Origin of the sequence: Streptomyces atratus, from assembly GCF_014648655.1 — a bacterium.
GTDB classification, from domain to species: Bacteria; Actinomycetota; Actinomycetes; order Streptomycetales; family Streptomycetaceae; genus Streptomyces; species Streptomyces atratus.
Map to the genome: position 1 here is coordinate 91,702 of NZ_BMRN01000014.1, position 24,235 is coordinate 115,936.

Genomic DNA, 24,235 nt, shown 5'->3' on the forward strand with positions numbered 1-24,235 from the left:
GCTGTCCGGCTTGTTTCGCCGTACGGTACGTGCTCAAAGCCCGGACGTGGCAACTCTGGCACATCTTCCGACCGGCTCGACGCGAGGGTCCGCGAAGGGCGTATCCGTCCCCGACCAGGTGGATGATCCTGATTCGCCCTGCTTCGACGCAGAGTGCGAATTGCCACTCTTCGGCGAGCCTTGTACGGCTTGTTCCGTTCCGGTTGTTCCGGTCCGGCAGGGGCGCTTTCCGGTCCGGCGGGAGCGCGTTCCGGCTGCTCCGTGCCGACGGAACGCGTTCCGGTATTCCGTTCCGGCGAGGATGCGTTCCGGTATTCCGTTCCGGCGAGGATGCGTTACGGGAAAGACCGCCGGCCGTCACGCTCCGGGGAGGGTGACGGCCGGACCCGGAGCACGACCGGGATCACACGTTCGGGGGCGGTCCCTCAAGAGGGCGTCCGAGGACGCCCGGGCGCTGCTGCCGGGGCAACGGGCCGCTCGGCGGCCGGTAGTCGACGCCGAGCGCGTCAAGTCGGGCGTAGTGCGTGGCCATTCGGCGTTCGAAGCCGGCGAAGTCCCGTTCGGCGGAGGCGGGCAGGGGCGACCAGGCGACCTCCGCGAACGCCACGAGGCGCGGGAAGACCTGGTAGTCGACACGGGCCCGGTCCTGCATGACCTCGGTCCAGACATTGGCCTGGGTACCGAGGATGTGGCGGGCCGCCTCCTCGGAAAGGCCCGCAGGTACGGGTTCGAAGCGGTAGACGTCCTCCAGGGTGCGGATGAAGCCGATGGGCATCGGCTCGTCGGCGCCGCCGTCCTGACGGTGGTCCAGGTACACGTGCTGCTCCGGGCACATCACCACGTCGTGGCCGGCCTCGGCGGCGGCGATGCCTCCTCCGTAACCCCGCCAGGACGACACGGCGGCGTCGGCCGGGAGGCCGCCCTCGAGGATTTCGTCCCAGCCGATGAGCCGGCGTCCGCGTGCGGTGAGCCAGGTGTCGAAGTGCCGGATGACCCAGGACTGCAGCTCGTCCTCGTCGGCCAGGCCGAACTCGTCGATCCGGGCCTGGGCGGCCGGGGACTCCTTCCACTGGTCCTTGCGGCACTCGTCGCCGCCGATGTGGATGAACGGCGAGGTGGCGGCGGGGAAAAGGCCGAGGACCTCTTCGAGGACGCCCTCGAAGAATCGCAAGGTGTTGTCAGTGGGGGCGAGTACGTTCGGGTTGATGCCCCAGGTGTCCCAGACGGAGAGGGCGGTGGTGTCGATGACGTCGGTGTTGCCCAGTTCGGGGTACGCGGCGATGGCGGCCTGCGAGTGGCCCGGGATGTCGATCTCGGGGACGACTCGGATATGCCGCTCGGCGGCGTACGCGACGATCTCGCGGATGTCGTCCTGCGTGTAGTAGCCGCCGTGCGGGGTCTCGTCCCACAGTTCGGAGGCCCGGTGGCCGTGCTTGGTACGGGACCGCCAGGAGCCGACCTCGGTGAGGCGCGGGTAGCGCTTGATCTCGATGCGCCAGCCCTGGTCGTCGGTGAGGTGGAAGTGGAAGACGTTCAACTTGTGCGCGGCAAGAAGGTCGAGGTAGCGCAGGACGTCGTCCTTGGGCAGGAAGTGCCGGGCCACGTCGAGCATCATGCCGCGCCAGGGGAAGCGGGGGCTGTCCTCGATGTCCGCGAAGGGGACGGCCGGCCGGCTGCCGGGGCTGATGGGCGCGCGGCGGAAGGCTTCGGGCCCCAGGAGCTGTCGCAGGGTCTGGGCGCCCCAGAAGACCCCGGCAGAGCTGCCGCCGGTGATCTCGACGCTCCGGCCGCTCCCGGTGGACAGCCGATAGCCCTCGGGCTCCAGAGCCGGGTCGATGCGCAGCCGGATGGCGTTCGGGGCGTCCTCGCCGCCCGGTGCGAGCGGCAGACCGAAGGCGGCTCCGAGCGTGGAGCGCAGCCAGCGTTCGGTGTTCTCGGTGCCGTCCTGTGCGGTGATGGTCGTGGCCCGGTCCATCAGGAAGCCGCAGCGCCCCTGGTGGCCGACGCGCACGGGCGCCGGGATCAGTTCCATGCCCGTGATGTCAGTGCCCATGGCGTCAGTCCTTCACCGCTCCGCCCGGTCCCGGGACCGGGCGGCGCTGTACGAGTACGAAGAGTCGGAAGTCTGCGGCGCACAGGCGGCGGCTGGGCAGGTGTCGCAACGTGCGCTTCGTTTGCACAACTGACAGGAGAGTAGGTGCGCACGCAGACGCCGACAAGTGGTCTCGACCACTTGTGACCCTGTGATGCAGCCCGCGCAACGCAAAAGGTCCCCGGGGCGCGCCCCGGGGACCTGAAGCAGAAGTGGCCGACCGGCTCCGGACTACTTCTGGTCCTTGCCGCCCTTGCCCTTGTCCTTGTCGCCACCGGCACCCATGGACTCGTAGATCTCCTTGCACATGGGACAGACCGGATACTTCTTCGGGTCGCGACCCGGTACCCAGACCTTGCCGCACAGTGCGACCACGGGGGTGCCCTCCAGGGCACTCGCCATGATCTTGTCCTTCTGGACGTAATGGGCGTAGCGCTCGTGGTCGCCGTCGCCGTTCGACACCTGCGGCGTCGGCTCTACGAGGGTGCCCGTACCTGCCCCGCGCTCGGGCTCAAGAGTGCTCATGAACGCCAAGGGTACTGAAAGCGCGGAGCATCAGTTCAGCGAAGGGTCGTCCGGGTAGGTGGCGATCATCGCCAGTTCGCTGCGCTGGCGGCGCAGGACCGCCCGCCAGAGGTGTTCGGGGCGCGGGGAGGAGACGTCTCCGGGCTCGGACTCGACGACGTACCAGGCCCCCTCGCCGAGTTCCGTCTCCAGTTGTCCGGGGCCCCAGCCGGCGTACCCGGCGAAGATCCGCAGCGAGCCGAGCGCCGCGGCCAGCAGCTCCGGCGGAGCCTCCAGGTCCACCAGGCCGATCGCCCCGTACACCCGGCGCCAGCCGAGCGGGCCCTCGTCGCCGGGGATGACGGCCACGCCGAGCGCCGAGTCGAGCGAGACCGGGCCGCCCTGGAAGACGACGTCGGGTTCGCCGGTCAGGCCGGCCCAGGACATGAGGATGTCGCCGACGCCGACCGGGGTCGGGCGGTTCAGGACCACGCCGAGCGAGCCCTCCTCGTCGTGGTCGAGGAGCAGCACCACCGCGCGGTCGAAATTCGGGTCCGCGAGCGCGGGTGTGGCCACGAGCAGTCGCCCTGTGAGCGAGGACACCTCGGTCATGGCAGAAATGATCCCGCATCTTCGCTCTCCGCGGGGACCAAGTGGGCCGCCCGGTCGCCGAGGGGGCCCGGGCGCAGCTCAGGGCGCACGGGTGCACGAGGAGCGCACCATCCGGAGGGCGTTGCGGACGGTAACCCTCCGCAAGAGTCGGGGAGCAGAGCGTGTTGTGGCGAATTCATGACGTTCGCACACCCCCCGCTCTCTTACGGAAGGGGGGCCGTGGGCCATTACCCTTTCGTTTGGCCCCCTGCCCGACCACTCCGGAACGCGAGATTCATGACCGGCACAGACGATGTCCTGCTTGTCCACGGCGGAACCCCGCTGGAGGGCGAGATCCGCGTCAGAGGCGCCAAGAACCTGGTGCCGAAGGCAATGGTCGCCGCGCTGCTCGGCAGCGGACCCAGCCGGCTGCGCAATGTGCCCGACATCCGCGACGTGCGGGTGGTGCGGGGGCTGCTGCAGTTGCACGGTGTGACGGTCCGGCCGGGTGACGAACCGGGCGAGCTGATCCTGGACCCGACCCATGTCGAGAGCGCCAACGTCGCCGACATCGATGCCCACGCGGGCTCGTCGCGCATCCCGATCCTCTTCTGCGGCCCGCTGCTGCACCGGCTGGGCCATGCGTTCATCCCGGGACTCGGCGGCTGTGACATCGGCGGCCGGCCGATCGACTTCCACTTCGACGTGCTGCGGCAGTTCGGCGCGACCATCGAGAAGCGGGCGGACGGCCAGTATCTGGAGGCCCCGCAGCGGCTGCGCGGCACGAAGATCCGGCTGCCGTACCCGTCGGTGGGCTCCACCGAGCAGGTACTGCTGACGGCCGTGCTCGCCGAAGGCGTCACCGAGCTGTCCAACGCGGCCGTGGAGCCGGAGATCGAGGACCTCATCTGCGTACTGCAGAAGATGGGCGCGATCATCTCGATGGACACCGACCGGACGATCCGGATCACCGGTGTCGACCGGCTGGACGGTTATACGCACCGGGCGATCCCGGACCGTCTGGAGGCGGCCTCCTGGGCGTCCGCGGCGCTGGCCACCGAGGGCAACATCTACGTACGGGGCGCACAGCAGCGCTCGATGATGACGTTCCTGAACACCTTCCGCCGGGTCGGCGGGGCGTTCGAGATCGACGACGAGGGCATCCGCTTCTGGCACCCGGGCGGCGCGTTGAACGCCATCGCCCTGGAGACGGACGTGCACCCCGGCTTCCAGACCGACTGGCAGCAGCCGCTGGTCGTGGCCCTGACGCAGGCCTCGGGCCTGTCCATCGTCCACGAGACGGTGTACGAGTCCCGGCTCGGCTTCACCTCCGCGCTCAACCAGATGGGCGCGCACATCCAGCTCTACCGCGAGTGCCTGGGCGGCTCCGACTGCCGCTTCGGTCAGCGCAACTTCCTGCACTCCGCGGTCGTGTCCGGGCCGACGAAGCTGCAGGGCGCGGATCTGGTCATCCCGGACCTGCGCGGCGGTTTCTCGTACCTGATCGCCGCGCTGGCCGCGCAGGGCACGTCGCGGGTGCACGGCATCGACCTGATCAACCGCGGCTACGAGAACTTCATGGAGAAGCTGGAGAAGCTCGGCGCGAAGGTGGAGCTGCCGAACGGGGCGCTGGTCTGAGGCGCGGCGCCCGAGGGTTGCTGACGGGGGTTCGGGGCACTGCCCCGGGCCCCCGTTCTTCGTTTGCCGGACGGGCCGGGCCCGTACCCCTGGTCCGCGATGGCGGCAGAAGCCCAGAACGGGCCCTCTCGGGCCGGTACGCCGAAGGGCGGTCACCCTGGTCGGGTGACCGCCCTTCGGCGCGCCTGTGGGGCTTACTTGCCCTTGGCGGCTTCCTTGAGCTTGGAGCCCGCGGAGACCTTCACGCTGTAGCCGGCCGGGATGTTGATCGGGTCGCCGGTCTGCGGGTTACGAGCGGTGCGAGCGGCACGGTGGGTGCGCTCGAAGGTCAGGAAGCCGGGGATGGTGACCTTCTCGTCGCCCTTGGCGACGATCTCACCGACGGTCTCGGCGAGCGCGGCCAGCACGGCGTCGGCGTCCTTGCGAGTCACCTCGGCGCGGTCGGCCAGGGCGGCCACCAGCTCACTGCGGTTCATGTTGTTACTCCCGTGTTCTTCTTGCCTGTGAGGCGTGAGATCGAAGCCGATGCTGCCAGGGCCCTAGGACAGTCCCCGGACCCGGGTCTGTCGTCAGACCCTCGCGCCCGATTACGCATCCTGCCCCCACCTGCGGCGGGAAAGCCAATCCGGCACCCTCCGGAGTCACACGAAAAGCACCACTGCCTCATCGTGGTGACGTTCCGTCGACTCCCCGAAAGCGGTCCGCAGCGGATGCGGGCCTCTGCGGGACGCGCCGCCCGCCCACCCTAAAGGGGTGTTTGTGGCGCCGCGACCCGCGACGCGCCGTACGTCGGGCCGACGTGGGGGGCGCCGCGGCCGTGGGCGACGCCGGCAGGGGCCGCGGCGGGTTCCGTGAGTGGGTGGTTCAGCCGAGGTCGCCCGAGCCTGTCACAGCACCGCCCGCCGCCTTCGCGGCGTCCCGGACGGCACCGGCGACCGCCCCCGCGACCCTGTCGTTGAAGACCGACGGGATGATGTAGTTCGCGTTCACCTCGTCCTCGGCGACGACGTCGGCGAGGGCGCGGGCCGCGGCGAGCATCATCTCCGTGTTGACCGTGCGGGACTGGGCGTCCAGCAGACCGCGGAAGACGCCCGGGAAGACCAGTACGTTGTTGATCTGGTTCGGGAAGTCGGAGCGGCCGGTGGCGACAACTGCCGCGGTCTGGCGGGCGATTGCCGGGTCCACCTCGGGGTCCGGGTTCGCGAGCGCGAATACGATCGCACCGTCGGCCATGGCGGCGACGTCGGCGCCGTCCAGCACGTTCGGAGCCGAGACGCCGATGAAGACGTCGGCGTCCACGACGGCCTGCTTGAGGGTGCCGGTGATGGATTCGGGGTTGGTGTTGTCGGCGATCCAGCGCAGCGGCGAGTCGGCGTCGGCGGAGACCAGGTCCTCGCGGCCCGCGTGCACCACGCCGTGGATGTCGGCGACGACGGCGTGCTTGACGCCCGCGGCGATGAGGAGCTTCAGGATGGCCGTACCGGCCGCTCCGGCGCCGGACATGACGACCCGCACGTCCCCGATTCCCTTGCCCACCACGCGCAGTGCGTTGGTCAGCGCGGCCAGGACCACGATCGCGGTGCCGTGCTGGTCGTCGTGGAAGACGGGGATGTCCAGGGCCTCGCGCAGCCGTGCCTCGATCTCGAAGCAGCGGGGTGCGGAGATGTCCTCCAGGTTGATGCCCGCGAAGCCGGGGGCGATCGCCTTGACGATCTCGACGATGGCGTCGGTGTCCTGGGTATCCAGGCAGATCGGCCAGGCGTCGATGCCGGCGAACCGCTTGAAGAGGGCCGCCTTGCCCTCCATCACCGGGAGGGAGGCCATCGGGCCGATGTTGCCGAGGCCGAGCACGGCGGAGCCGTCCGTCACAACTGCGACGGAGTTGCGCTTGATGGTGAGGCGGCGGGCGTCCTCGGGGTTCTCGGCGATCGCCATGCAGACCCGGGCCACACCCGGGGTGTAGATCATCGAGAGGTCGTCACGGTTGCGGATGGGGTGCTTGGACGCCATCTCGATCTTGCCGCCGAGGTGCATCAGGAACGTACGGTCGGAGACCTTGCCGAGCACGACACCCTCGATGCCGCGCAGGTTTTCGACGATCTCGTCGGCGTGCGAGGTGGAAGTGGCGGCGATGGTGACGTCGATCCGCAGCTTCTCGTGGCCGGAGGCGGTCACATCGAGGCCGGTGACCGAACCGCCGGAGGACTCCACGGCCGTGGTCAGCTGGGAGACTGCTGTGCCGCTCGCGGGCACCTCCAGCCTGACCGTCATCGAGTACGAGACGCTGGGCGCCGTTGCCATGGCCGAGTCCTTCGCTTTCCTTAGCTTCATTGCCGCGCGGCCGGGGCGCTCACCTCGGACACGCTTCCCGATCGTCGCACCTACTGGCTGGTAGCCGGTAATGACTGCCGCGTTTCGGAAAATATTTTCCACCATACGAGAGCTGGCTGCTTCAGCGGAACCCCCAACCGCTCCCTGCCGGGGGCCGGAAGCAGCCGGCCCCGTCAAGAAGCCGCCAGGTCCGCAAACAACAACAGACCCGCGCCACCGGAAGGTGACGCGGGTCTGTCTTCTTGTTCAAGCGGCACCGACCCGCCATGCTCGCCTCGCGGCAAGTGGTCGCTCGAAGCGACGAAGGTTGGGCCCGGGGGCTTGGATCGAGCCGGTGCCGACACCAGGCTAACAAAGACCCCACAGAAGTGATTCCCGCAGGACAGGTCCGTTCGAAAATCTGCCCCGACGGCGGTGCCTCCGCTCCTTGCCTCAGTCTCTCAGCAGGTCCGGGACGCCGTCCTCGTCGGGCAGATCCCGCTCCCCCGAGACTACCGTGAGCTGCTGCGTCGCACGTGTCAGCGCCACGTACAGCACCCGCAGACCGGCCGGGGACTCGTCCGCGATCTCCGCGGGCGAGACGACCACCGTGGCGTCGTACTCCAGGCCCTTCGCCTCCAGGCTGCCCAGTGCCACCACCCGCTCGCCGAGCTCGGCGAGCCAGTTGCGGGCCTGCGCCCGGCGGTGCATCGCGACGACCACACCCACCGTGCCGTCCACCTCGGCCAGCAGCCGCCGCGCCTCCTCGCGCACCGATGCGGCCAGATCGCCGTCCCGTACGGTCTCGAAGCGCGGCTTCACACCCGTGGAACGGACCGCGGCCGGTGACTCCATTCCGGGCATCGCGAGCGCCAGGACCTTCGAGGCCAGCTCGGCGATCTCCGCCGGGTTGCGGTAGTTGACCGTGAGGGTGAAGCGGCGGCGCGGCCGGTTGCCGAGTGCCTCGTCGCGTGCCCGGGCCGCCTCGTCCGGATCGGACCAGGAGGACTGCGCGGGGTCTCCGACGATCGTCCAGGTGGCGTGCCGGCCACGGCGGCCGACCATGCGCCACTGCATGGGCGTGAGGTCCTGCGCCTCGTCGACGATGACATGCGCGTACTCCGTACGCTCCGCGGCCAGTCGCTCGGCCCGCTCGCGCTGGGTCTCCTCGCGCTGCGGCATCAGCTCCTCCAGACCGGAGAGCTGGTCCAGCGGGTCGAATTCACGCTTCTTCTTCGGCCGGTGCGGGGTGCCGAGCAGTGTCTGCAGCTCGTCGAGGATCGCCACGTCGTGTACGGAGAGCGGCCCGTTCCCTTCGCTGTCGAGCCGCTTCAGGGAGCGGGCGAAGCGGCGCACCTCGCCCTGGTTGAGGACCCGGCGCGCCCAGCGGCCGAGCCGCTTCTCGTCGGCCATCGCGGCGAGCACACCGCGCGGGGTGAGTTCGGGCCACCAGGCGTTCAGGAACTCGAGGAAGGGTGTCTCGGTGGAGACGTCCTCGTCGAAGGAGGAGCGCAGTTCGGCGGCCAGTTCGGGGTCGGTGTAGCGGCCCCGGCCCGAGGACTTGTTCCACAGGGCGTCCAGGAGCAGTCTGCGGGCGCGCGGGCGCAGCAGGTTGACCGGGGCGGTGCCGCCCAGGACGGAGTGCCGGATGCGGTGCAGTTCGTCGGCGTTCAGCTCGACACGGGCGCCGAACGCGACGACCCGCAGCCGGGTCGGGGTGGCCGGGGCCTCGTCGGTTCCGTCGCCGAAGGACAGCTGGCCGTCCCGGTCCTCCGTCCTGCGGGGGGTGCCGGGCTGTTCCAGTGCGCCGCGTGCCGCCTTGCGCAGCACCTGGAGCATCCGGGAGGAGCCCTTGATCCGGGCGACGGCGGGTTCGTCGTACGTGGTGGCGCCCTCGACGCCGGCCGCCTCGTCGGAGAGCGAACCGACCGCGCGGATCGCGACCTGCCCTTCCTCGCCCAGCGAGGGCAGCACGCCTTCGGTGTACGCGACAAGGAGCGGGGTCGGCGAGACGACGAGGATGCCGCCCGCGTAACGCCGCCGGTCCTGGTAGAGGAGGTACGCGGCGCGGTGCAGGGCGACGGCGGTCTTGCCGGTGCCGGGGCCGCCGGACACCTCGGTGACGGAGGCGGCGGGGGCCCGGATCACCAGGTCCTGTTCGGCCTGGATGGAGGAGACGATATCCCGCATGGTGTGGCTGCGGGCCTGGCCGAGCGCCGCCATCAGGGCGCCGTCGCCGATGACGGGGAGCTTGTCGCCGCCCAGGTACGCGGTCAGCTCGGGGCGCATCAGGTCGTCCTCGACCCCGAGGACCTTGCGGCCCTTGGAGCGGACGACCCGGCGGCGTACCACCCTGCCCGGTTCCTTCGGCGTCGACCGGTAGAACGGTGCGGCGGCCGGTGCGCGCCAGTCGATGACCAGCGGCGCGTAGTCGGAGTCGAGGACCCCGATCCGGCCGATGTGCAGCGTCTCCGCGATATCGGCGGAGTTGTCCTCGCGTACGGCGTCGTCGGCCGGTTCGACGGAGGTGTACGCGCCGTCCGGGCCCCGTTCGCCGTCCTTGCCGAGCAGCAGATCGATCCTTCCGAAGAGGAAGTCCTCGAACTCGCTGTTCAGCCGGTTGAGGTGGATTCCGGCCCGGAACACCTGGGCGTCGCGCTCGGCGAGCGCTCCGGGGGTACCGACCTGGCCGCGCTTGACGGCGTCACTCATGAGAAATTCCGCCTCGTGGATCTTCTCTTCGAGGCGGTGATAAACACGGTCGAGATGTTCCTGCTCGACACCGATTTCCCGGTCCCGCATCGAATCGACAGCGGCATCCTGCGCGGCCACCGAGGCCCCCTTCTGACGTGCATTGGGCAGCCGTCAACCCTATGCGAAGCGAGGCCCGCCGCGCACCTGCCGCGCGTATCGAAATGGCACGGCGGGGTCTCGATCAGGCGTCGACCTCCACCAGCCGCTTGCCGTCGAACGTACGCACCTCGAAATGGTCGATGTCGCCGCGGTCCATCGCCGCGCCGCCGTGGACATAGAGCGGGTACTTCGAGGCCGGGTGCTGGGAGTCCTCGATGCCGTATCCCCACTTCGGAACGGACCAGGAGGTGACGACCTCCTCCTCACCGGTCTTCGACACGGCGATCAGGCTGCACTTCTCCGGACCCGTGACGTTCTTGAGCTCCAGCACGGTGTGGGTGCCCCATGCCTTCTTCTCCATGCCGATGATGGCGTCGACCTTGGTGGTGGGGTCGGTGGCCCGCACCTTCTCCGTCATGTGGTGGAAGAAGTCGTCCCCGGCGGGGCCGGTGGGGTGCGGGTCGGCCGCCTGCGCCGAGGTACCGTCGTTGCCGGTCGCCAGGACCGCGACCGCCGGACCGCCGATGATCAGCACGGCCGCCGCCGCGACCAGATACATGGAGCGGCGCCTGCGCCCGGCCCGCTCGGCCGCGACCTCGTCGACCAGCCGGTCGAGCATGCGGGGCGCGGGCGGCTGCGGGACGTGCGGGACAGGGCGGGCGCCCGGTACGGCTGCCGGGGACTCGGAGAGCAGCGCGAGCATGGGTTCCAGGCCGGCGAACTCGTCGAGATGGGCGGCGCACAGGTCGCAGTCGGCCAGATGCGCCTCGAAGGCGGATGCCTCGGCATCGTCCAGAATGCCGAGGAGATACGCACCGGCGGCGTCGTGCCCGGGCCCTTCGGCGGCTCCGCGCGGGGCTGTGTGGCCACCGGGGCTGCGGGGGCCTCTGGGGCTCCCGGGGTTTCGGGGACTGGAGGGACCGGTCGGCCGGGGCCCGAAAGGCTCCCACTCATGGTCGCTCATGCCGTGATCCCCCTTTCTTCGAGAGCAAGCTTCATCGAACGCAATGCGTAGAAGACCCGGGACCGCACCGTCCCGCTGGGGATGCCCAGCACATCAGCCGCCTCATTGACCGTACGGCCCTTGAAATAGGTCTCGACCAATGCTTCCCGATGAGCAGGGGTCAAATCGTCGAGCGCGTCCGAGAGCGTCATCAGCCACAGCGCCTTGTCCATCTCGTCCTCCGCGGGAATGACCTCCAGCGGCGACGGATCGACCTCGTGCGGCCGGGCCTGCCGGCTGCGGTGGCCGTCGATGACGATGCGCCGGGCGACCGTCACCAGCCAGGGGCGGACGGAGCCGGTGGCCCTGCCCAGCCGGCCGGCGTTCTTCCAGGCACGGATGAGCGTTTCCTGCACCACGTCCTCGGCGCGCTGTCGGTCGCCGGCGACGAGGCGGAGCACATACGCGAGCAGAGGTCCGGCGTGTTCGCGGTAGAGCGCCCGCATCAACTCCTCGTCGGGGACGTCGGAGGGGGACGGGGGCGGCTCACTGCGATGTCGAGCCCTGCGCGGACGGTCATCGGCCACGGCCGCATCCTCGCGCACCCGAACCTCCCGGTCGAGACCCTGTTGAGCTCCTTGACCATGAACACGAAGGGGGGCCGCGATCCATTCAATCCGGCTTCAAGATTCTTTACGGCGCTCCCGTGTCCGCGTCCGTGATCGCCACGGCCGCCGCCCGGCGCCGGTGCCGGGCCACCCGCTCCCGGTTCCCGCACACCTCGCTGGAGCACCAGCGGCGTCGGCGGCCGCGCGAGGTGTCCAGGTAGAGGCGGCGGCAGTTACCGGCCTCGCAGCGGCGCAGGCCGGCTCGCGCCACGGGGTCGGTCAGGAGTTCCACGACGTCGCGGGCCACGGCGGCCAGCAGTGCTCCGCATTCGGGATCGGCGCTCAGTGTCCGTACCAGCGTGCCGCTTCCTCCGCGTACCGCCCGCAGTCCCGGTGGTGCGGTCGCGGCGAGCGCGTTGACCCGTTCCAGGGCGCTCTCGGCTCTGCGGCCGGCGAGTTCGGCGGTCAGCAGGCGGTCGACGCCGGTCCTCAACTGCCGGAAGCGCACCACCCAGGTGTCGTCCACCGCGCCGAGGTGGGTGCCGCTCGGTACGAGTCCGGTGGCCACCAGCCAGTCGGCGAGCCGCTCGGCGCCGTCGAGCAGTTCGCATGCGCCGGAGGTGCCGATTCCCGTGGCCACCAGATCCAGGCAGGGGCGGCCGGAGTCGAACCGCCAGTGGTACGAGCTTTTGCCGTCGTCATGCACATGTCACCGCCTCGGGTCTCCGGTGGAGGTCTCCCCCAGAGTGCCCCTCGGGCGGCAGACCCGGAACCCCTGCTGCCACGCGGGTCGGTGCACGCGAGCCCGTACGGTGTCCTGATGGACGAAGATCTCCGTGCCGCCACCCTTGCGGCCGGCCCGCTCCTGCTCCGGCCGTGGCTGCCCGACGACATGCCGGCCGTGATCGAGGCGTACCGCGATCCTGCGATGCGCGCCATGCTGCGCATGCTGGTCACGGACGAGGCGGAGGCTCAGCACTGGCTGCGGGTGCAGCAGGAGGGCCGGGAATCCGGCAGCCGCTTCAGTTTCGCGGTGGTCGATCGCGACCGCTCCGACGAACTGGTCGGCAATGTGGCGCTCAAGTACCCCGCACCGGGCTCCGTCAGCGCGGAGGTCGGCTACTGGACGACGGCGCGGGCGCGCGGCCGCGGGATCGCGCCGCGGGCGCTCGGGGCGCTCACCGACTGGGCGTTCGAAGCGTTCGCCGGGGACGGGCTCGCGCGGCTGGACCTGCTGCATCAGGTGAACAACGAGGCGTCCTGCCGGGTTGCCGAGAAGAGCGGATACGGCTTCGCGGAGGTTCTTCCGGCACGGCCGCCGTGGCTGCTGGACGGACACCGGCATGCGCGGGGGCGTACCGGGGGCGTCCGGCAGCCGTCCTTGTCCTCAATCGCCGAGCAGGCTCAACTTTCACGCCCGCACGGCGAAAGCGAGCCCGTCCGGCGTTCGAGGACGCTCCCACAGTCAACGGTCACCCCATCAACGGCCCATCGTGCAGGATCCGCTGGAACAGCCGATGGTCGCGCCACTCACCGTTGATGTGCATGTAGCGCGGAGCCATCCCGTACTGCTCGAAGCCGCACTTGGCGAGCACCCGCTGCGACGCCACGTTGTCCAGCACCGTCCCCGCCTCGACCCGGTGCAGGCGCAGCTCGTCCCTGGCCGACTCGCAGATCCGCTCGACGGCGGCCGTGGCCAGCCCGCGGCCCGCGTACTCGACATCGACCCAGTAACCGAGAACCCCGCTGCGGAACGACCCGAGCACAATGCCGTTGAGGCTGAACCCGCCCACCACACGGTCCTGTTCATCGGCGAGCACCCACGGCATCACCCGCCCCGCGTCGCGGTCCGCGAGCATTCCGGCCAGGCGTTCTCGCTGCCCCTGCTCGGTGTAGAAGGCGTCGGGCCGTACCGGCTCCCAGGGCTGCATGTACGCACGGCTGCGGGTCAGCGCCACGGCGAGGGACGAGGCGTCGGCCGGGGTGACGGGACGGAGCCGTACCTCCGCGTCGAGCCGGTGGATGTCATTGATCATCCCAGCACGCTATCCCGGCCTCATCCCGCCGCGCGCTCCCCCGCCAGGCCCGCCAGCCGGTCGAAGGTCCGGATCAGCTCCGCCCGCCTCTCCTCCTTGTACCCCGGTTCGGGCTCCAGACCGTCGATGGTCCGTTCCCACACGTCCATGAAGGTCTTCTTCCAGCCCTCGACCACCGCCGCCTCCGGTACCTCCGCACCGACGTAGCGCTGCTCCGCCATCAGGCACAGCAGCTCGACGTTGCACGGCACGGCGACGCCCCAGTACTCGTCGGGCTCCAGGCCGACCGGGTCGTCGGCCATCGCCTCCGCGATCTCGGAGACGAGGCGCTCGGTGATGCCCGACAGGTGATCAGCGGCCGTGTCGCTGTCGAAGTTCCCACTGCCCCAGGTACCCATGAAGGCCCCTCCCACTGGTCGTTGCATACCTGCCCGGTTCTAGCAGGCAGGACTGACATCGGGGCTGTCCCCCGTCGGGTCCAGCGCCAGCCGGTAGCCGCGCTTGACGACCGTCTGGATGAGACGGGGTGCACCCAGTGACGTACGCAGCCTCGCCATGGCCGTCTCCACCGCGTGTTCGTCCGTTCCGCTGCCGGGCAGCGCGCGCAGCAGGTCGGCGCGGGCCACCACCCAGCCCGGCCGGCGGGCCAGGGTGTGCAGCAGGGCCATTGCGGCAGGTGGCACCGGGCGCAGTTCGCCGTCGACGATCGCGGCGTGACCGCGGATCTCCACCCGGTGCCCGGCGATCGGCAACATAAGGGCCCTGGAGGGAAGTTCGTCGCACAGCAGCTGGACGAGCGGGGCGAGCCGGAAGCGCTCCGGCTGGACGGTGTCGATGCCGCGGGCCTGCAGCGGCAGGGCGGTGACCGGTCCGACGCAGGCCACGAGGACGTCGTCGCGCAGGGCGCTCAGGAGCTCCGGGACCAGCCCCCGCTTCTCGGCCCGGCCGAGCAACGAGGCGGCGGCCGGGGCGCTGGTGAAGGTGAGGGCGTCCAGGCCCCGGGCCAGGGTGATGTCGAGCAGCCGGTCGAGCGGGGCGATGTCCTCGGGGTCCACCCAGCGGTAGACGGGTACGGCGACGACCTCGGCGCCCGCGGCGCGGAGCGAATCGCTGAATCCGGGGAGAGGTTCGCCGTGCAGTTGGAGGGCGATCCGGCGGCCCTCCACGCCCTCGTCCAGGAGCCGGTCCAGCACCTCGGCCATGGACTCGGAGGCGGGCGACCACGCCTCGGTCAGCCCGGCGGCCCGGATGGCGCCCTTGACCTTGGGGCCGCGGGCCAGCAGTTCGGTGCCGCGCAGGGCCTCCAGCAGCCGGTCGCCGAGCCCCCAGCCGTGCGCGGCCTCGATCCAGCCCCGGAAGCCGACCGCGGTGGTCGCGACGACCACTTCGGGGGCGGAGTCGACGATTCGCCGGGTGGCGGCGAGGAGTTCGCTGTCGTCGGCGAGCGGCAGGATCCGCAGGGCGGGCGCGTGCAGGACGGCGGCGCCCCGTCGCTCAAGCAGCGCGCCGAACTCCTCCGCGCGCCGTGCGGCGGTGACCCCGACGGTGAAGCCAGCGAGGGGCCCGTGCTGTTCGTCCTCGTGCATGTGGTCTACCCGGCTCTCGTCCCGCTGCTGCCCGATGATGCCGGGGGCCGAGCCTGCCAACCATGCGTGACAGACCTGGTTCACCCATATTTCCCGCCCGTTACGTCACATGACATCGAGCGGTCACGATCAGGCCTCGGTGCGGCTGAGCCGCGGCTTCTCGGGTACGGGCAGGACGGGATCCGGTCCGGCGAAGGTATACCGTCCCCCGGTCACCCGGGCCGCTTGCGTGATCCGTTCGGCCAGATCCTCGGTGCGCGCTTCGCCGCCACGTCCTCGACCCAGCCGATCGCCGGGATCGTCAGCGCCAGCAGCGGCCAGACGAGGAGCAGCATCAGCGCCGTGTACGAGGCGCCGATGTACGTACCGAAGTGGTCGCCGAAGTACGGGATGTTCCACAGCTGGTCGATGACCGGCTCGGTGGCCGTGATCAGCAGGTTGTGCCAGAGGTAGATCGTGACGGCACGGTTGTTGGTGAGGGTGATCAGCCCGTCCCACCGGGCCGTCCTGCCGGGCAGCTGCCGCCAGGACGGCGCGTACTGGAGCAGGATCACGCAGAAGCCGAACGACCAGGCCGCCTGGGCGAGCGGGATCTCGTCGAGGTTCCAGCCCTCCTCGGTGAGGTGCCCCGAGGCCCACCACAGTCCGAACGCCATGACGAACGCGGCGAGCGAGACCGTCAGATAGCGCGGGACCTTCTTCAGGAGACCGTCGTGGTGGGCGAAGCCGAGGATCCAGCAGGACCCGAACACCGCGAAGTCGACGAGCCCTTCACCGGTCTCGCCGGGAACGGTGACCGGTCCGGTACCGATCACGGCGGTGAGCCCGATCGGAGCGAGCAACGTCGGCCAGGGCATTCGGCGGAAGGCCTTCAGCAGGAGCGGCGACGCGAGCACGAACCACAGGTAGGCGCGGATGTACCAGAGCGGTCCCACGGCCTGGTCGGCCCAGGACGCCTCCAGGAGGCCGCTCGGCGAGCCGTTCTCCCAGGGATACGGAGGGGCGCCGACCGGAAGGAGGTAGCAGCCCAGCTTGATGAACCACCAGATGCCCTCCTCCTTCACGGGCTTCCAGCCGAGCAGGAACATCACCGGGACGACAGCCGCGGCGAACGCCCACATCGGGGGCAGCAGCCGGCGGAGCCGGCCGCGGATGACGTCCCGTGCCGGGCGGGCCAGCGAGCGCGCCATCAGCGAACCGGCCAGCGCGAACATGACGCCCATGGAGGGGAACAGGACGGTCAGCCAGGCCCAGCCGAAGACATGGAAGACGACGACGCGCACGAGAGCGACGGAGCGCAACAGGTCGAGATAGCGGTCCCGGCCGCCCGGCTCCGTGGCGAAGGACGGCGTCGCGGCCTCCGCGACCGGCGGCTCGGACTGCCCCTGCACCGGGAACGGCACGGTCCGCCGCACACCGGTCGGATGCGTGAGGCGGTGTCTCGGGTGGCTCATGCGACGGGCCTGCGGTCATTGCTCCGCCGCCGGCCCGGCGTGGCGCCGGGCGCCTCCACGACGCCGGTACGGCGCAGCTTCTGCCAGCGCAGTCGCCCGCCGGTGAGCGCCGTGATCCAGGACTGGAGCAGCACCACGTACATGAGCTGCCGGTAGAGGATCTGCTGGAGGGGCAGCGAGATCAGATGCGTCATGCGTTCCCGGTCGAGCCGGAAGGCGTACGCGGCGCAGACGCCCTGCACCGCGAGGACGCCGAGCCAGGCGAGGACGGTCTTCCGGGTGGGGCCGAACACGAGTCCGTACAGCAGGAAGACATCGATGAGCGGGGCGAGCAGCGGGGCGACAACCATGAACAGTGCTACGAAGGGCAGTCCGACGCGTCCGAAACGGCCGGACGGGCCGCGTTCGACGACGGCGCGGCGGTGCTTCCAGATCGCCTGCATGGTGCCGTACGACCACCGGTAGCGCTGTGACCACAGCTGCTGCACGGTCTCCGGGGCCTCGGTCCAGGCGCGGGCGTTCTCCGCGTAGACGACCTGCCAGCCGTCGCGGTGCAGGGCCATGGTGACGTCGGTGTCCTCGGCGAGGGTGTCCTCGCTCATGCCGCCGATCCGGTCCAGTGCTTCCCGGCGGAAGGCGCCGACCGCACCGGGGATGGTGGGCATGCAGCGCATGATGTCGTACATCCTGCGGTCCAGGTTGAAGCCCATCACGTACTCGATGTGCTGCCAGGCACCGATCAGCGAGTCGCGGTTGCCGACCTTGGCGTTCCCGGCGACGGCGCCGACGCGCGGGTCGGCGAAGGGCCGGACCAGTTCGCGGACGGTGGCGGGTTCGAACACGGTGTCGCCGTCCATCATCACGACGATGTCGTGACGGGCCTGCGCGATCCCGTTGTTGAGGGCGGCGGGCTTGCCGGCGTTGCGCTGGCGGATGACGCGCACCTGCGGCAGCCGCATCGCCTCGACGATACCGGCGGTTCCGTCCGTGGAGCCGTCGTCGATGACGATGATCTCGACGGGGTGGTCGCTCGCCACCAGGGAACGCACGGTGTTGGCGATGCATTCGCGTTCGTTGTACGCGGGCACGAGCACCGAGACCGGGCGGGCCGGCTCCGGCCTCCGGCTGAAGTGTCTTCGGCGCACCTTGCGGGCGTGCAGGAAGGACAGCAGCAGCATCAGCCCGAAGCGGACGAGGACGAGGACGCCGATCACCGCGAGCCCGGCCACCAGGACGCCGGTGACGTTCTCCGAGAGGCCCACGGCGTAGACGAACGCCTTGCCCTTCCAGAGCGCGAATCCGGTGACCGGGGTGTGCGCGCTGGGAGCACCGAGGGCGGTGGTGAGGTTGGTGAACCCGTAGCCCCGCTGCTGCATCCGCGGCAGGAACTCGGCGAGGGCGGCGACGGTCTGGGACCTGTTGCCGCCGGAGTCGTGCATCAGGACGACGGCGCCCCTGCCACCCCTGGGAGTGGCGCGCTCGATGATCGCGGGGACACCCGGGCGCTTCCAGTCCTCGCTGTCGGTGTTGTTGACGACGGTGAGATAGCCGCGGCTGCCGACGTACCGGGTGACGGGCCAGGACTTGTTGTCCATGGCGTCGGCGAACGAGGAGTACGGCGGGCGGAACAGGGACGTTCGGATTCCGGCCGCGCCCGCCAACGCCAGCTGGTTCTGGGACAGTTCCCAGTCGATGCGGGAATGGGACCGGTAGGAGAGGTCGGGGTGGTCGAAGGTGTGCAGCCCGACCTCGTGCCCCTCGTCGACCATGCGCCGCACAAGCTCCGGGTGGCGCGAGGCCATGGTTCCGGTGACGAAGAAGACGCCGTGCGCGTGGTGCTTCTTCAGCTCGTCGAGCACTTTCGGGGTCCACACCGGGTCGGGTCCGTCGTCGAAGGTCAGGACGATGCGGTGGCCGGGGATGCTCAGCGACCCGGCGGGCCCGGTGGTGCTCCGGGCGTCGATGACCGGGCCGCCGTCGAGGATCTTCTCGGGCACCCGGTCGGTGGCCGCCGGGGGCCGGACCCGATGGTCGGCGAGGATTTCGCTGTGCACATAGCCGCGCAGCATCAACATGGCGAGCAGGGCAACGAGGAGCAGTGACGGCAGCAGATAACGCATGGGAAATCTGCGCCGCCGCCTCTGCTTCCTGGCGTTGCGCCTGCCCCGCGGGGCAGGGGAGGTCATTTACTCGGTGCCTTTTCGCTCTTGCACAGGAGGTTGTGGGGACTGGGCCGGCGGCGTCGTGCTGTCCACGGGCGGAGTCGAGATGTCGGCGGACGGCGTCGCGGTGTCGACGGGCGGTACAGGGGTTGAGGCCGCCTGATCGGGCTTCTTGCCGCCGCCGGTGTCGTCGTGCGCCTTGGGCGATACGACGGGTGAGGAGACCAGGGTGCCCTTGCCGGGGCCGGCCGAGGCGCCGGCGGCTGCGCTGCCCGAGGGCGTCGCGGCGCTGCCGGGCACCGGGCCGGTGGTGGCGCGGGCGGGCGCACTGTCGGGCGGGAGCTCCTCACCGGCGCTGCCCGTCGGTGCGGGCGGCGCCTGGACCACGTCCGCGTTCTTGTGCCCTTCCTGACCGGAGAGCGGCAGCCAGGGCGCGCTCGAACTGCCGCCGAGCACGGCGACGGCCAGCGTCACCGCATAACAGGCACAGGCCGCGGCGAGGATCCAGCCCAGACGCCTGAACGTCTTGCTGCGCCGACCGCTCTCGTCGACGAACACGGGGCCGTCCGAGCCTTCCGGTTCGCTCGGCTGCGCGGTCAGCTCGGAGAGCTGCCGACCCAGGCCGTCGAGCTGGACCGTGACTTCATTCGGCTCGTGTGTGTGCCCCGAACGGGCACCTTCACGCCAGGTTTCCACAGGTGTACGCACTTCCCCACTCAAGGATCGGGTGCGCACGACTGTCCGATTATGTGCTTCCGGACCGGGCCCCCACCCTGTCCGCGCCCCACCACATTGCACCCGGGTGATGAACGTAGCGCACGAAAACGGCACTTCCTTCGCCCGATCAGGTGGATTTCAACATGAGAGATGCATCGATCTCGGGCAGCCAGCTTCCGTCCGGCCGCATCATCCAGCCCTCCTCGGAGCCCAGTTGAGCTGCGGCTTTGCGCAATGCGTCCAGGCCGGGGTGGCGCAGCCCCTTGCGCCAGACCATCAGGAGCGGCGAGAGCGGTACGGGCCGGCCCAGCGGACGCACCACGGTGCCCGGCACCGGAGAGAAGTCGACGACGCACAGAACCGGATGCCGCGACTTCGCCATGACCCGTTGAAATTCGGCCACACCGATCGCGAGTGGGGCGGGTGGCGCCAGCTCGATGCCCCACTCGGCGAAGAGCAGCCGGGCGAAGTCCGTCCACTCCCCGGTTCGCGGATTCCCGGCGCCCGCGTAGACGGTCTCACCGGCCAGGTCGTCCAGTGCGACGACCTCGTGCGCGGCGAGAGGGTGATCGGCAGGGAGCAGAACGGCCATCGGCTCGTACCGCACCGGCTGTACGCCGAGCCGCGCCCGCACCGCGGGGTCGAGTCCGGCGGCGCGGCCGAAGGAGACGTCGAGCCGCCCCGCGAGTATCTCGTCGGCGGCCCAGGTGAGTCCGCTCTCGAAGCGCGCCATCAGCTCGCACGCCGGAGCCAGCTCCCGCGCGCGGGCGAGTACGCGGGCGGCCGCCATGCCGTCGGTGTTGAGGTCGACGAAGAGCGGCCGGGCCGCGGGGTCGGCGAAGGCCGCGGCAAGATCGGCGTGCGCCTCCAGCACCCGCCGGGCGTACGGGAGGAGCCGTTCACCGTCGGCGGTGAGGGCGACCTGCCGGGTGGTGCGTACGAACAGTTCCGCACCCAGCTCGCGCTCCAGCCGGCGGATGTCCCGGCTCAGCGCCTGCTGGGCGATGTAGAGCCGGGCGGCGGCACGGGTGAAGTGCAGCTCCTCGGCGACGGCGACGAAGGCGCGGAGCAGCCGAGGGTCGGTATGGGTATGCGTCTGGGTGCCCGTATCGGCAGCGGAGGAGGCCACACCCAGGAATTTACAACAGAGATGCGTTAATCGGTACGGACAAGGTGTTGGACCCCATGGGCCGTGCGCCGTGAGGGTTGATCCATGCCGTACGAGAGAGCCCCGCACACCGATCCCATGCTCGCCGTCTCCGGGGACCTGCTGGTCATAGCCCCGCGCGCCGCCGCCACCAGGCCGGCGCCCACCAACCCGTACCGCCGACTGCTCGCCACCCCGGGTGCCCGCGCCTTCACCGCGGGCAATCTCCTCGCCCGGCTTCCCATGGGTATGTTCAGCGTCAGCGCGGTGATCATGATCGCCGGTTCGCGCGGCTCGTACGCCCTGGCCGGCGCCGTGACCGCGACCGGCCTCGCCGCGACGGCGGTGGTCGCGCCCTGGACGGCCCGGCTCGTCGACAGGTACGGACAGGCCAGGGTCGCCGTACCCGCCACCGCGATCGCCGCGCTCGGATCGCTGGCACTGCTGCTCTGCGTGCACTACGGGGCCCCGGCCTGGACGCTCTTCGCCTCCTATGCCGCGACCGCCACCACCCCCAACACCGGCGGGATGTCCCGGGCCCGCTGGGCGCATCTGCACCGGGGGGATCCGGCCGCCCTGCACACCGCGAACTCCTTCGAACAGGCCGCCGACGAGCTCTGCTTCATGCTCGGCCCGGCTCTCGCCGCCCTGCTGTGCGCGGCGTTCTTCCCGGAGGCCGGAACACTCGTCGGGGCGATCCTGCTGATGACCGGCGTGCTGATCTTCGCCGCCCAGCGCGCCACCGAACCGCCGGTGGCACCCCACACCCACGCGGGCTCCCCGCTCCGCGCCCCGGGCATGCCGGCCCTGCTCGCCGCCTTCCTCGCCACCGGCGCGGTCTTCGGCGCGATGGAGGTCGTCACGATCGCCCATGCCGGGGGCGCGATCCTGGCCCTCCAGGCTGCCGGATCGTGTGTGGCGGGACTGCTGTACGGATCGCTGCGCCCGGCCGCGGACCTCCGGCGCCGGCTGCTGGGCTGCCTGGCGGGAATGACGGCGCTGATGTCCCTGCCGCTGCTGGCCGCCTCCTCGACAGATTCGCTGCTCGCCCTCGCGGGCGCGCTGCTGCTGGCTGGCGCGGCGACGGCCCCGACCATGGTCACCGGCATGACGCTGGTGCAACGCCTCACCCCCGAGGGCCAGTTGAACGAAGGCATGACCCTGGCCGTGACCGCGCTGCTGGGCGGGATCGCCGCGGGTTCGGCGACCGGCGGCTGGTTGGTGGAGCACATGGGGCAGGTGACGGGCTATGTCGTCCCGGTGTGCGCGGCCGGGCTGGCACTGGTCGTCGCGACGGCCGGGGTCCGGGCCCCCCGGAACTGATGGCCGGCACAAAAACGAGGACCCCGTTGCCGGTGGGCAACGGGGTCCTCGTTCACATGGGAATTGTGGAGATGGCGGGAATCGAACCCGCGTCCAACGGTGCAGAATCAGGGCTTCTCCGAGTGCAGTCCGCTGCGCTTTTCTCGGCCCCGGCAGTCACGCGGACAAGCTGCCGACGGGCCCAGCCACTGTTTGATTTCCTTCTGGGCCCCGTGGCCGGGTCCAGAAGTTTAGATCCCTTGATGATGTCAGGATCCGGGTCGGGATCAACCCCGGGCTGACACTCCGCAGAGTCTTCGCTTAGCTGCTAATTAGGCAGCGAGGGCGAAGGCGGAGGAATCGCGCTTGGAATTGGCGATTATTGGTTGCGACATATGGTTTACGAGATCATTGCCGCTTCCTCGACTCGCTTCCCCTGCTTCGACATCCGCTGTCGAAACCGATCATCCCCATGTTGGCGTATTTAATTGTCAACCGCTCAAAACACGCACCCGCTGTGAGGTGCAGTGCCATCGTACGTGACCAACGCACGACGATGCCAGCCTATTCCTGCCGGCCCGCCCGTACGCTCCCCGGCTACGCGCTGCGCTGGCGCCGGCGCGCTGCCGAGATCGCGCGGTTGGTCTCCCGCAGGTCCTGCTTCTCGCGCAGGGTCTGCCGCTTGTCGAACTCCTTCTTGCCCTTGGCGAGCGCGATCTCGACCTTGACCCGGCTGTCCTTGAAGTACAGCGCGAGCGGCACGATCGTGTGACCCGTCTCGCCCGCCTTCGACTCCAGCTTGTCGATCTCCGCCCGGTGCAGCAGCAGCTTGCGCTTCCGCTTGGCCGAGTGGTTGGTCCAGGTCCCCTGCACGTACTCGGGTACGTGGATGTTGTGCAGCCAGGCCTCGCCCCCGTCGATCTGGACGAAGCCGTCCACCAGGGAGGCCCGGCCCAGCCGCAGCGACTTGACCTCGGTACCCATGAGTACGAGACCGCACTCGTAGGTGTCGAGGATGTGGTAGTCGTGCCGCGCCTTCTTGTTCTGCGCGATGAGCTTGCGCCCTGTGTCCTTTTCCTTAGCCATAGTGAGACCATTTTCGCACTACGACCCACCCCCGAGGCCACTCAATACCGTCTCGGCCCGCTGCTCGGCCCCGGACCTGACCGCGAGGTCCGGGGTGATGCCGCGGCCGTCGACGCCACGGCCCGCCGGGGTGCGGTAGTGGCCGACGGTCAGCTCGGCCACCGAGCCGCCCGGAAGCTTGCTGGGCATCTGGACCGACCCCTTGCCGAAGGTGCGCGATCCGACGGTGACGGCGCGGCCCCGGTCCTGCAGCGCGCCGGTGAGAAGCTCGGCGGCGCTCATCGTTCCGCCGTCGACGAGGACGACGAGGGGGCGGACGGTGTCGCCACCCGGCTGCGCGTAGAGGGCGCGCTGCTCGCCGTGCACGTCGTACGTGGCGACCAGGCCGCCGTCCAGGAAGGCGGAGGCGGCGGTCACGGCCTCGGTGACCAGGCCGCCCGAGTTGCCGCGGAGGTCGAGGAGCACCCCGGCGCCCGCCGGTGCGTCCCGGACCGCGTCGCGGATCCTGGCTCCCGAGCCCCTGGTGAACGAGTCGACCTCGATCAGTACAGCTGCGGAGGAATCGGAACGGCCCGGTCCGATTCGCCGCACGGTGACGGCCTCGGTGGTGAGTCTGGCCCGGTGCAGCGTCTCGGTCCGAAGGGCGGCGCCCCGCTGGACCCCCAGCACGACGGTGGTACCCGCGTCCGCGTCCGTACGGTCTCCGCGCAGCAGGGCCACGGCCTCGGCGACGGGGCGCTTGTCGATCCGGTGACCGTCGATCGTACGGAGCAGATCGCCCGGCTCGATGCCGGCCCGGTCGGCGGGGCCGCCTGGCTGGACCCGGGCCACCTCGACCAGCCCGTCCGCGGAGCGCTTCGCGGCGATCCCGACACCGGTGTACGAGCCGTCGAGGGCCTGCTCGAACTCCTCGTACTGCCGCTCGTCGTACACCGCGCCCCAGCGGTCGCCGCTGCGGCTGACGACCTCCTCGGCCGCCGCCTTACCGGACTTGCCGTCGGCGACGGCGCGGGCGGCAGCGTCTGCCACCTCGTCGCCGTCGACGGTGGAGGCGACGGAACGGGCCGCTATGTCCGAGGACTTCGCACCGCCGTGCGGCAGCGAGCCGGTGGCCGCCGCGGTGGCCAGCACGGTCGCGAAGACCAATGTCAGGGCCGCCCCGCGGCGCACGCCGCGGGGCCCGAGACATTGCGTGGGGCCCGACAT

21 protein-coding genes and 1 other RNA gene are annotated in these 24,235 nt (G+C 70.4%); 3 read left to right on the top strand and 19 right to left on the bottom strand.

Going from position 1 to position 24,235, the window contains the following annotated elements; genetic code table 11:
- Nucleotides 1–403 precede the first annotated feature (403 nt).
- From IEZ15_RS23170 to IEZ15_RS23180, 3 genes are all read right to left on the bottom strand, one after another.
- Nucleotides 404–2,053, bottom strand: coding sequence for a beta-N-acetylhexosaminidase (locus IEZ15_RS23170; RefSeq protein ID WP_373302603.1), 1,650 nt, complete (start codon nucleotides 2,051–2,053; stop codon nucleotides 404–406).
- A gap of 270 nt (nucleotides 2,054–2,323) precedes the next feature.
- Nucleotides 2,324–2,617: a DUF3039 domain-containing protein gene (locus IEZ15_RS23175; RefSeq protein WP_114244795.1), complete on the bottom strand. Its 294-nt coding sequence runs from the start codon at nucleotides 2,615–2,617 to the stop codon at nucleotides 2,324–2,326.
- A gap of 30 nt (nucleotides 2,618–2,647) precedes the next feature.
- A complete protein-coding gene (locus tag IEZ15_RS23180; protein ID WP_114244796.1) occupies nucleotides 2,648–3,208 on the bottom strand; it encodes a YqgE/AlgH family protein in 561 nt (186 codons plus the stop codon).
- A 276-nt stretch (nucleotides 3,209–3,484) separates the two neighbouring features.
- Between IEZ15_RS23180 and murA the strand changes: the two genes are divergently transcribed.
- Nucleotides 3,485–4,825 (top strand): UDP-N-acetylglucosamine 1-carboxyvinyltransferase, encoded by a 1,341-nt coding sequence (murA, locus tag IEZ15_RS23185; RefSeq protein ID WP_114244797.1) that lies wholly within the window; start codon nucleotides 3,485–3,487, stop codon nucleotides 4,823–4,825.
- A 194-nt stretch (nucleotides 4,826–5,019) separates the two neighbouring features.
- On the opposite strand, the gene IEZ15_RS23190 is transcribed toward murA, so the two are convergent.
- From IEZ15_RS23190 to IEZ15_RS23215, 6 genes are all read right to left on the bottom strand, one after another.
- On the bottom strand, nucleotides 5,020–5,301 hold the full coding sequence (locus IEZ15_RS23190; protein WP_003968811.1) for an HU family DNA-binding protein: 282 nt from the start codon (nucleotides 5,299–5,301) through the stop codon (nucleotides 5,020–5,022).
- Nucleotides 5,302–5,689: 388 nt separating this feature from the next.
- Nucleotides 5,690–7,126 (bottom strand): NAD-dependent malic enzyme, encoded by a 1,437-nt coding sequence (locus IEZ15_RS23195; RefSeq protein ID WP_114244798.1) that lies wholly within the window; start codon nucleotides 7,124–7,126, stop codon nucleotides 5,690–5,692.
- Nucleotides 7,127–7,588: 462 nt separating this feature from the next.
- On the bottom strand, nucleotides 7,589–9,967 hold the full coding sequence (locus IEZ15_RS23200; RefSeq protein ID WP_189279187.1) for a HelD family protein: 2,379 nt from the start codon (nucleotides 9,965–9,967) through the stop codon (nucleotides 7,589–7,591).
- A 103-nt stretch (nucleotides 9,968–10,070) separates the two neighbouring features.
- Nucleotides 10,071–10,952, bottom strand: a complete 882-nt coding sequence (locus IEZ15_RS23205) for an anti-sigma factor family protein (RefSeq protein WP_189279188.1) — start codon at nucleotides 10,950–10,952, stop codon at nucleotides 10,071–10,073.
- Nucleotides 10,949–11,536: a sigma-70 family RNA polymerase sigma factor gene (locus IEZ15_RS23210; RefSeq protein ID WP_189279189.1), complete on the bottom strand. Its 588-nt coding sequence runs from the start codon at nucleotides 11,534–11,536 to the stop codon at nucleotides 10,949–10,951. Before IEZ15_RS23210 ends, IEZ15_RS23205 begins: the two co-directional genes overlap by 4 nt.
- Nucleotides 11,537–11,624: 88 nt before the next feature.
- Nucleotides 11,625–12,245 (bottom strand): CGNR zinc finger domain-containing protein, encoded by a 621-nt coding sequence (locus IEZ15_RS23215; protein WP_189279190.1) that lies wholly within the window; start codon nucleotides 12,243–12,245, stop codon nucleotides 11,625–11,627.
- Between the two features lie 114 nt (nucleotides 12,246–12,359).
- Between IEZ15_RS23215 and IEZ15_RS23220 the strand changes: the two genes are divergently transcribed.
- Complete coding sequence (locus IEZ15_RS23220; RefSeq protein WP_189279191.1) at nucleotides 12,360–13,079, top strand: GNAT family N-acetyltransferase; 720 nt, start codon at nucleotides 12,360–12,362, stop codon at nucleotides 13,077–13,079.
- On the opposite strand, the gene IEZ15_RS23225 is transcribed toward IEZ15_RS23220, so the two are convergent.
- The 7 genes from IEZ15_RS23225 to IEZ15_RS23255 all read right to left on the bottom strand — a co-directional run bounded on the left by IEZ15_RS23225 (nucleotide 13,012) and on the right by IEZ15_RS23255 (nucleotide 20,623).
- Nucleotides 13,012–13,575: a GNAT family N-acetyltransferase gene (locus IEZ15_RS23225; protein ID WP_189279192.1), complete on the bottom strand. Its 564-nt coding sequence runs from the start codon at nucleotides 13,573–13,575 to the stop codon at nucleotides 13,012–13,014. The genes IEZ15_RS23220 and IEZ15_RS23225 overlap by 68 nt on opposite strands.
- A gap of 20 nt (nucleotides 13,576–13,595) precedes the next feature.
- On the bottom strand, nucleotides 13,596–13,973 hold the full coding sequence (locus tag IEZ15_RS23230; protein WP_114244804.1) for a DUF4259 domain-containing protein: 378 nt from the start codon (nucleotides 13,971–13,973) through the stop codon (nucleotides 13,596–13,598).
- A gap of 39 nt (nucleotides 13,974–14,012) precedes the next feature.
- Nucleotides 14,013–15,161 (bottom strand): uroporphyrinogen-III synthase, encoded by a 1,149-nt coding sequence (locus IEZ15_RS23235; protein ID WP_189279229.1) that lies wholly within the window; start codon nucleotides 15,159–15,161, stop codon nucleotides 14,013–14,015.
- A 212-nt stretch (nucleotides 15,162–15,373) separates the two neighbouring features.
- Complete coding sequence (locus IEZ15_RS23240; RefSeq protein ID WP_189279193.1) at nucleotides 15,374–16,615, bottom strand: acyltransferase family protein; 1,242 nt, start codon at nucleotides 16,613–16,615, stop codon at nucleotides 15,374–15,376.
- On the bottom strand, nucleotides 16,612–18,801 hold the full coding sequence (locus IEZ15_RS23245; RefSeq protein WP_189279194.1) for a bifunctional polysaccharide deacetylase/glycosyltransferase family 2 protein: 2,190 nt from the start codon (nucleotides 18,799–18,801) through the stop codon (nucleotides 16,612–16,614). Before IEZ15_RS23245 ends, IEZ15_RS23240 begins: the two co-directional genes overlap by 4 nt.
- Nucleotides 18,802–19,485, bottom strand: a complete 684-nt coding sequence (locus IEZ15_RS23250) for a hypothetical protein (protein WP_229846055.1) — start codon at nucleotides 19,483–19,485, stop codon at nucleotides 18,802–18,804.
- 136 nt (nucleotides 19,486–19,621) lie between these two features.
- Nucleotides 19,622–20,623: a LysR family transcriptional regulator gene (locus IEZ15_RS23255; RefSeq protein WP_189279195.1), complete on the bottom strand. Its 1,002-nt coding sequence runs from the start codon at nucleotides 20,621–20,623 to the stop codon at nucleotides 19,622–19,624.
- Nucleotides 20,624–20,707: 84 nt separating this feature from the next.
- Here IEZ15_RS23255 and IEZ15_RS23260 point away from each other — a divergent pair, with 84 nt between their 5' ends.
- The gene (locus IEZ15_RS23260; RefSeq protein WP_189279196.1) at nucleotides 20,708–21,964 is read left to right on the top strand and encodes an MFS transporter; all 1,257 of its coding nucleotides are present in this window, start codon (nucleotides 20,708–20,710) and stop codon (nucleotides 21,962–21,964) included.
- 63 nt (nucleotides 21,965–22,027) lie between these two features.
- Here IEZ15_RS23260 and ssrA read toward each other — a convergent pair.
- From ssrA to IEZ15_RS23275, 3 genes are all read right to left on the bottom strand, one after another.
- Nucleotides 22,028–22,415, bottom strand: a transfer-messenger RNA (tmRNA) gene (gene ssrA, locus IEZ15_RS23265).
- Nucleotides 22,416–22,540: 125 nt separating this feature from the next.
- Nucleotides 22,541–23,029, bottom strand: coding sequence for an SsrA-binding protein SmpB (smpB, locus tag IEZ15_RS23270; protein ID WP_114244809.1), 489 nt, complete (start codon nucleotides 23,027–23,029; stop codon nucleotides 22,541–22,543).
- A gap of 18 nt (nucleotides 23,030–23,047) precedes the next feature.
- Nucleotides 23,048–24,235, bottom strand: coding sequence for a S41 family peptidase (locus IEZ15_RS23275; RefSeq protein ID WP_189279197.1), 1,188 nt, complete (start codon nucleotides 24,233–24,235; stop codon nucleotides 23,048–23,050).